This is a genomic window from Planktosalinus sp. (assembly GCF_059864935.1).
In genome coordinates, this window is record NZ_JCBCCK010000473.1 from 1 (window position 1) to 7,755 (window position 7,755).

At 41.7% G+C, this 7,755-nt stretch carries 5 protein-coding genes; 1 reads left to right on the forward strand and 4 read right to left on the reverse strand.

Annotated elements, in window-relative coordinates; all coding sequences use genetic code 11:
* On the forward strand, positions 1-1,386 hold a 1,386-nt coding region (gene lepB / locus AC6F75_RS13890; protein ID WP_500715685.1), incomplete at its 5' end, for a signal peptidase I.
* 58 nt (positions 1,387-1,444) lie between these two features.
* On the opposite strand, the gene AC6F75_RS13895 is transcribed toward lepB, so the two are convergent.
* The 4 genes from AC6F75_RS13895 to AC6F75_RS13910 all read right to left on the reverse strand — a co-directional run.
* Positions 1,445-3,832 carry a polysaccharide biosynthesis tyrosine autokinase gene (locus AC6F75_RS13895; RefSeq protein ID WP_500715686.1) on the reverse strand — a complete coding sequence of 796 codons (2,388 nt, stop codon included), beginning with the start codon at positions 3,830-3,832 and terminating at the stop codon, positions 1,445-1,447.
* A 3-nt stretch (positions 3,833-3,835) separates the two neighbouring features.
* A complete protein-coding gene (locus AC6F75_RS13900) occupies positions 3,836-4,624 on the reverse strand; it encodes a polysaccharide biosynthesis/export family protein (RefSeq protein ID WP_500715687.1) in 789 nt (262 codons plus the stop codon).
* A gap of 779 nt (positions 4,625-5,403) precedes the next feature.
* On the reverse strand, positions 5,404-5,619 hold the full coding sequence (locus AC6F75_RS13905; protein WP_500715688.1) for a PID-CTERM protein-sorting domain-containing protein: 216 nt from the start codon (positions 5,617-5,619) through the stop codon (positions 5,404-5,406).
* A gap of 14 nt (positions 5,620-5,633) precedes the next feature.
* On the reverse strand, positions 5,634-7,755 hold a 2,122-nt coding region (locus AC6F75_RS13910), incomplete at its 5' end, for a GEVED domain-containing protein (protein WP_500715689.1).

The window sequence follows — 7,755 nt, forward strand, 5'->3', positions numbered from 1 at the left end:
CCCATTATCAATTTGATTATGTTTCCTGTGATTTGGGTGGAAACCCTGCGCAGTTTTGGTAAAAAGAGCTTGACTGATACTTTTTTGGGCGTTGTTACTCTGGGTTTTTACATCACCTACATCAATTACACCCAAGATGTCAAGCACCTTCCTGAGCGTGATTTAAAGCCAAAGAGTGCATCGGGTGAATGGACAGGAGCCATTCTCTTTGCAGTGGTGGTAGCCACTATTGTGCACACTTACTTTATCCAACCGTTTACCATTCCCACTTCTTCTCTAGAACGCACACTATTGGTGGGGGATTTTTTATTTGTAAGTAAAATGCATTACGGGCAGCGCACCCCCATGACAGCTGTGTCATTCCCGATGGTTCACGATACCATTCCTTTGGTGAAAACCAAATCATACACCAACAAACCACAGATTCCTTATTTCAGGTTCCCGGCATTTCAGGAGATCAAGCGCAATGATATTGTTGTATTTAACTGGCCTACTGATACTGTGCCCTATTTCAGATACAGCGGACCTGACACTTATATCAAACCCATTGACAAAAAGTCCAATTACGTAAAACGTGCCGTGGGGATACCCGGTGATTCACTTGAGGTCAGGGAGGGGCGTGTTTACATTAACGGTGAGCTGAATGACTTGCCGGATCGGGCAAAATTGCAGTATCTGTATTATATGGTTACCAACGAGCCGGTGAGAAATCTCCAGTTCCTCAGGGATCGTTACGGTATCAATGAAATTTACCCATTTGACAGTGACTTTAAGCAATTTCAATTGTTTTTAACTGATGAAGCAGTTGAAAAATTAAGAAACAACCCCAATGTTGTTCAACTAATTCCCATGCGTCCTGAGCCGGATACTTTTGATGAAAGAACTTTCCCTCACGACGCACGTTACCCATGGAATTCTTCTCATTACGGTCCCATTTATATTCCAAAAGCAGGTGCAACTGTAGCTATTACACCGGAGAGTATACCGTTTTACAAACGTATTATTGAAGTGTATGAAGGCAGTGAATTAGGTATTGATAACAGGATTTCGGTTGCAGGAACACAGGTAATGTTAAATGGAAATCCTTTGACTTCTTACACTTTTCTTCAGGACTATTACTGGATGATGGGTGACAACCGAAACAATTCTGAAGACGCCCGTAGTTGGGGTTATGTGCCTCACAATCATGTAGTTGGAAAACCTGTTTTTATCTGGCTCAGTATTGACAGCAATGCATCAGGTTTTGATAAAATTCGCTGGGAAAGAATGTTTACCACTGTGGGTGGTGGTGGTGAGCCGGTTTCTTATTTCAGATATTTTCTCATCTTACTTGCAGTCTGGTTTATCTTTGATTTCGTTAGAAAACGCAGGAAGAAGAAAGCTTAGAATTACAGTTTTGTAATGTTATATTAAATTTTTCGGATGTTAAGCCTTAAAAGTTTTCTTAACCAAATACCCTTCTTAGCTTTGTAAAGAGTGTTTGTTTCTCAGACCCATAGGTATAACCATATTTATTTCCATAGCCAAAGTTGGCCATTTTTACATTGTTCAGGATAAATGCCACTTTTTTCAGTTTGCCTTCTTCCACTTGCTCTTTTGGAAATTCCAGCAGCTGACGTTCTGTATAATCAGCCCTGACCACATAGAGTGTGGTGTCTGCATAGTGACTGATCAAAAAGGTATCTGTTACCAGCAAACAGGGAGCCGTATCAACTATCACATAGTCAAAATTTTCTTTGAGTTCACTAAACATTTTAGCAGCCCTTTTGCTCATCCACATTTCAGCAGGGTTGGGGGGTATAGCTCCGGAATGCATTAAGGTCAAATTAGGACTATGGGTATAGGGAACAACCAAATCGAGGATACTACTGTCTGACTCAACAAGATAATTGGTTACACCCTGAGATTTATTTCCAAGTTCATCAAAATAACGTTTTAGTTGTGGGTTTCTGATATCAGCTCCCACCAATACAACTTTCTTTCCGGTATAGGCAAGTGTCAATGCGAGATTGACCGCAACAAAAGTTTTTCCTTCCCCTTTTACTGTTGAGGTAACAAAAATCGTTTTACCACCTTGGGTTTCAGTTTTATTACTCACAAACAAATATTCCAGGTTGGTACGTAAAATCCTGAACGACTCAGCCAGAACTGACATGTCATTATGTTTTATAAGTTCATCTTCTTTACCGGTCAGTTTTGGTATTTCGCCCACAAAGGGAATGCGACCCGCAAGACGTTCAATGTCTTTTCTATTGCTTACTTTATTGTTGAGCAACTGCCCGAGATATATGATTAAAAACGGGAGAAGTAACCCAATAAGCAATGCTGCCAAATAGATAATGTTTCTTTTTGGAGAGATGGGGTTGTTTGAACTGTATGCCGCGTCAACTACTTTGGCTTTAGGCGCGGTTACAGCAAGTGAAATCGAAGTTTCCTCACGTTTTTGTAATAAAAACAAATACAGCGCTTCCTTGATACTTTGTTGTCTTTCAATACCTCTGAACTCTTTCTCTTTTCCGGGAACTTCAGCGATTTTTGAACCAAACATAGACTCCTGTCTGCGAAGGTCTCTTAAATTGGCCTCAATAGCACTTCGCACATTTTGGAGTCCGCTGACAATACTTTCCTTTAACTGATTGATTTGATTTTCAAGATTGAGTACAATGGGATTCAATGCTGTCGAACTACTGCGTAAGAGTTTGTTTCGTTCCAGCACCAACTCATTGTAACTATTGATTAAACCATCCATACCGCCTTCAGAAATTCCCAGATTGGCGGGAAGTAAATTGATTTCATCAGTGCTTTGTAGATAAGAAAGTAAATCGTTTACGAGTTCTCGTTGGGTTTGAAAAGCAATTTGCCTTTTGTTAAATTCACTGGCACTTTCGAGAAACAATTGTGCTTCAGCCTGAATGCTGGTGATTCTGTTATCCTGCTTAAAGGTAACCTTATCGGTCTCCACTGAGTCCAGTTCGCTGGTGATAATATTCAAACGCTCGTCTATAAACGAAGCTGTATTGTTTGCTACTAAATTACGATCGTCTATAGCATCTTTGTTGTACTGCGAAACAAGTTCATTGAGTATATCCTGAGCTTTTTCCTTAACCGGGTCATTTAGCGTCAATTCAATAACACTTGAGTTTCGGGCAATGGGGTTGACCTGAATTCTGCTCTGATACATGGATACCATAGCGTCTTTTGAAGAAATATGAACAAGAATTTCCCTATTTGATGACAGAGACACTATGCGTTCCATATCGGGAATCAGGGTAATAGCTCCAAAGGGAAACTCAATACGTTCACCAAAACCTGCTACTTTTGATATTCCGGCTTCTGAATTTGTAATCGCGACTGAAGTGGCCGAGTTAATTTTAACGACTAAAGGCGTTTTCGGGAATGGTTCTTCTTCATAAACATCCAGTATCCTTACCTGAAAAGGTTTTCCGCTGTAGACTTCTGTTGTTTTGATGTTGCCTTCAGTAAAATAACGGATGTGCAAATCGAGTTTATCAACCACATTTCTAAACAGACGTTTTGAACGCAGTATTTCAATTTCGTTTTCGATACTGTTGGCATTCATTCCGCTTATAAGACCAATATCCTCAAATGCTGCAAGCTCTGAAGCTGCACCACGCCCTTTACTGTCTTTAATAATGATAGAAGTGGTGGTTTTAAATAACGGAGTACTGTATCTCAAATACAGATAGGCACCGACAAGAGCCAGAAAAACGCCGAAAATAAACCAAAACCAATGACGCAAATACACCTCGAGTTGCTCGCGTAAATTGGGTTCCTGGTTGTGTAAGTTGTTCTGTTGAGACTGTTGATCCATAATTTATCTCGTAATTAATATTGCCAATGAAATCAAAACAGAGGCTATAGATATATAAACTGGGGCATTTCTGTTGTAAGCTGCTGCGCCCACCTGGGCACTATTGGGCTGCACATAAACCACATCGTTTTGTTTTAAGTAATAAAACGGTGACTGAATAAAATCAGATTTGGTGATATCAATTTTACTGTAAGTCCTAACGCCATTTTCTTCACGCAACACCAGAATATTATCTCGTTTGCCATAAATATTTAAATCACCGGCCATACCCAGAGCTTCCAGTATGGTTATGCGCTCATTGGGAATGGTAAAAGTTCCGGGGCGATTGACTTCACCAAGTACGGTAACTTTATAATTTACAATATCGATATTGATGATGGGGTTTTTGATATACAAACTGATTTCTTCCTTGAGATAATTGACAAGTTCCTTGCGGGTTTTGCCCCCAACTTCAACTGTTCCTAAAACGGGAAACTCAATGGTTCCGTCATCATTGACCAAATAGCCTTGCACTTCCCTGTTGGCCATATTTCTAACCTGCATCAGGTTTCTTGCCGGTTGGACCAGGTTAAAAGGTTCAGCAGCTTCCATATCAAATGCGGCAACATTGATAATCAATATATCATTGGGCCGAATGGAAGGTGCTTTATAATTTTCAGTGCTCATGTTTGCCACATTAGCTATGTCCTGCATATATAGAATATCTTTTTTGCTGGAACATGAAACCGTAATTAGCAGTATTAATCCCACTGCCCCTAATTTACTCAGGCCGGCTTGAAGTTTGTTTATCATCCCTGTTGATTTTCGGCAAAAATATAATGAATTAACCAATAATACTACTTTTTTCAGTAAAAGGTATTAGTAACATATATTTAGAAAACTGATTTTTAATTGGTTAATTGTAAATGATTGTTGGTTTAATCATTATTCAATGAAATTTGTCCCCCGGCCAGTGCCTGGTGGCTTCTTTGCTTCGAAAAACAAAAATTTACTGCAGGTGCTTGGAAATTTGAGAAGTTCCGGCTTTATTTATACCGCAGATCTGCCGGCAGGCAGGCAAGGATTCACAAAGAAAAAAACTAACCCCATACAGGCCAACTGACACTGATAATAAACACTGAACACTCCCCTTGCCCTCTCTCACAAACCCACAAACTCCCCTCTCAATTTTTACCGCAAAGTCGCGAAGGGCGCAAAGTTCCTAAACATCAGTAAATTAAGGTTAGTAAAGAGTAGAGTCCTTTATGTTTATAAATGTAGCTGTCTTTTTTTCTCCCGCAGATCTCGCAGATTGCCGCAGAAAATCCAATCATCCTTTTAATACGATACCACTAACCAAAAATCTGCGAACATTTGCGCCATCTGCGGGCTACCCTTTTTGGAATTTGCCCTTCAACAAACTGAATGTGACAATTTTGGCCCCTAAGCTACGGGAGGTGTTTTATACATAGCTTTTAGTCTAATGCCTCACATCTACGTCTCAAGTCTAAAATCTCACGTCTAAATTCATTAAACAAAAAGCCCGCTCCTTCCTTGAGGAAAAAGCAGACTTTTCAACTTAAATAAAAAAATTACTTCTTAGCTTTCAGCTTTCTGATGCCGTACCAGGCGCCGGCTGCAACACCCAGAGCAATCAGGCCGTCGATTGGCGCGGCCGGTATTTCATCATCAACGTCGTCGTCAAAAGCAATTCCCTGTGCATGCACCGGGTTTGCAGTTAATACAAACAAACCCAATATAAAGGCGATGATTAGTTTCTTGAATGGTTCTATAGTTACTTTTTTCATAATTATGCGTTTTATTAGTTTTTAATCAATTTGGCCGTAAAGGTTCCTCCTTTTTTGTGAACGAGTTCAACCAGGTAAAGACCTGCAGATAAATCGGGGAGCTCAACAAGCAGTTGACCGTTTGAAGGTACTTTCATCGGGCTTGAAACTACTTTTTGACCCGTGATGCTGTTTACGGTGACCATGACCTCATCTCCTGCTATAGTTTGGGTTGCTATATAAAATGCACTTGTGGCCGGGTTGGGATACAGTACAAAGTTGTTCCCAAACGCAGTGTCGTCCATACCCATAGTGACTTCTTCAAACTGCAGTTCAAAACGGTCATCGGCTGTGCTGGCTGTAACAGCAGGGTCCACTTGAAATGCATACAAAGTGGTTTGATTGTTTGACAGTTCAGTGAGTGTTCCGGTATAATGATCTTTTAAATAGGTCTCAACGTCATTCATTTCACTGAGCGCAATTTCAAAAACATAACTTGTTCTGCGGTACTGATTTGTAAACAACGGAATGCTTTCACCAATTAGCGGCAACGCCCTGCTTTCAATACTCAGCAGTTGCTGACCGTTTACAGTGGCCAGGTTTTCATCCAGATTGTAGAATTTAGCCGCATCTTCAAAAGTAACAGCGTTGTTTCCATCATCATAAAACTTCAACAACACACCGTCTGAAGCTGTACTTCCTCCCGCAAAACTAGCTGCGTCATATAAATTCATCCTGATGGAGGATAAAACATTAAACACCTGGGTTTGTGGCTGGGCAACAGCTTTGTGTTGCTCCTGAAATAAAATTGCCGTTGCGCCGTTTGCTTCAGTTTGTACAAAAGCAGCCTGACCGGGTTGTAAATACCTATTGGCCTGTGAACTCAGATTGTTTGAAGTATTGTCTTCCACATTTACAGCCACATAAGCTCCCCGTCCTCCGGGTAGTCCGGGTGTAGGGGTTCCGCCCAAAGTGGGGTCCCAAACCCAATAGTGTGTCGGGTTGACATTGGTAGCAGTTGTAAGAACTGTTTCCATATTAACCGCAGCCGGATAAGGGTTGCCAATAAAATTAAATGCATTTGCTGTTTCACTTAATCCTGAATGAGTAAATGGCCCGGTATGTAGCACACCTGTTGTACGCAATGTGGTATTTGTGGGTGCCGCACTGTTGCTGGTCACATCAATACTACGATCACCACGTACCATTAAGCGGTAAGCCTTTCCTGCAACGAGACCGTCCAGATTGGTATTGGGTGTGGCATTCCAGGTTTGATTGGCATTATTAAACATATACATGGACGGATTGCCCGATGGAGTGGCATCAAAACCGTTGGCACCCGCGGCGGAACCGGTGATGTGTGTTCCAAAACCGGGATGGGGGTTATCAGCAGCATTGACAGCACCTTCCTGCCAGTTATCGTTTATGCTACCGGTGGTGGTTACCGGAGTGGACAGCAGGCGGAACGCGCGACGCGCCGGGATATAACGCTCTACAGTCACCAACCCGCTGCCGGTCATACTGCCGGTAAAGGTGTCGAGCTGACCCGTTGAAGAGTCGTTGCTTCTAAACAACAACAGACCGTCATTCTCAATATTACCGTTTAGGGTGATGGTATTTGCCGAGCTTAAAGTGGCTCCTTCACTGATATAGACATTGTTGGCCAGCAATTCGCCTGTTAAAGCTGTCGTGCCGTTCATTACATAGATATCGTCATTAATCGTACTCACGCCCACAGGGTTTTCAGGACTCCAGCTGCCGTTTTGGAAGACATAGCCTGATGGTGTGATAATCACTGTATAATCTTCTACCTGACCCCAAGAGGAATTACCACAGGGAGCCGCCATTGGGCCCTCAGCTACATCATGTAAACGCACCCGCATACGAGTGGGTCCATTTAAAACCCCAGCACCGGTTGGAATTGTGATATTTCCTTGCCAGGGTGATGTACTTGTTGATGTTACCAATACCTGTTCGCCGGGATCTGTAAAATCTCCATTTTGGTTAAAATCTACCCATACAAGTACTTGATCACTTGGGTATGTCTGCCCTCCATGTGAAGCAGAAAACGAATAAGTCTCCCCTTTTTCCACAGTTGTTGAAATATGTGTAAAATCTTCATACCCGGCAGTAGAGGTTGAATTGTTGTTGATAGTA

Bases quoted from the DNA above. Each gene is read 5' to 3' on its own strand.
- AC6F75_RS13895 (WP_500715686.1), bottom strand. From the start codon at position 3,832: ATGGATCAACAGTCTCAACAGAACAACTTACACAACCAGGAACCCAAT.
- AC6F75_RS13900 (WP_500715687.1), bottom strand. From the start codon at position 4,624: ATGATAAACAAACTTCAAGCCGGCCTGAGTAAATTAGGGGCAGTGGGA.
- AC6F75_RS13905 (WP_500715688.1), bottom strand. From the start codon at position 5,619: ATGAAAAAAGTAACTATAGAACCATTCAAGAAACTAATCATCGCCTTT.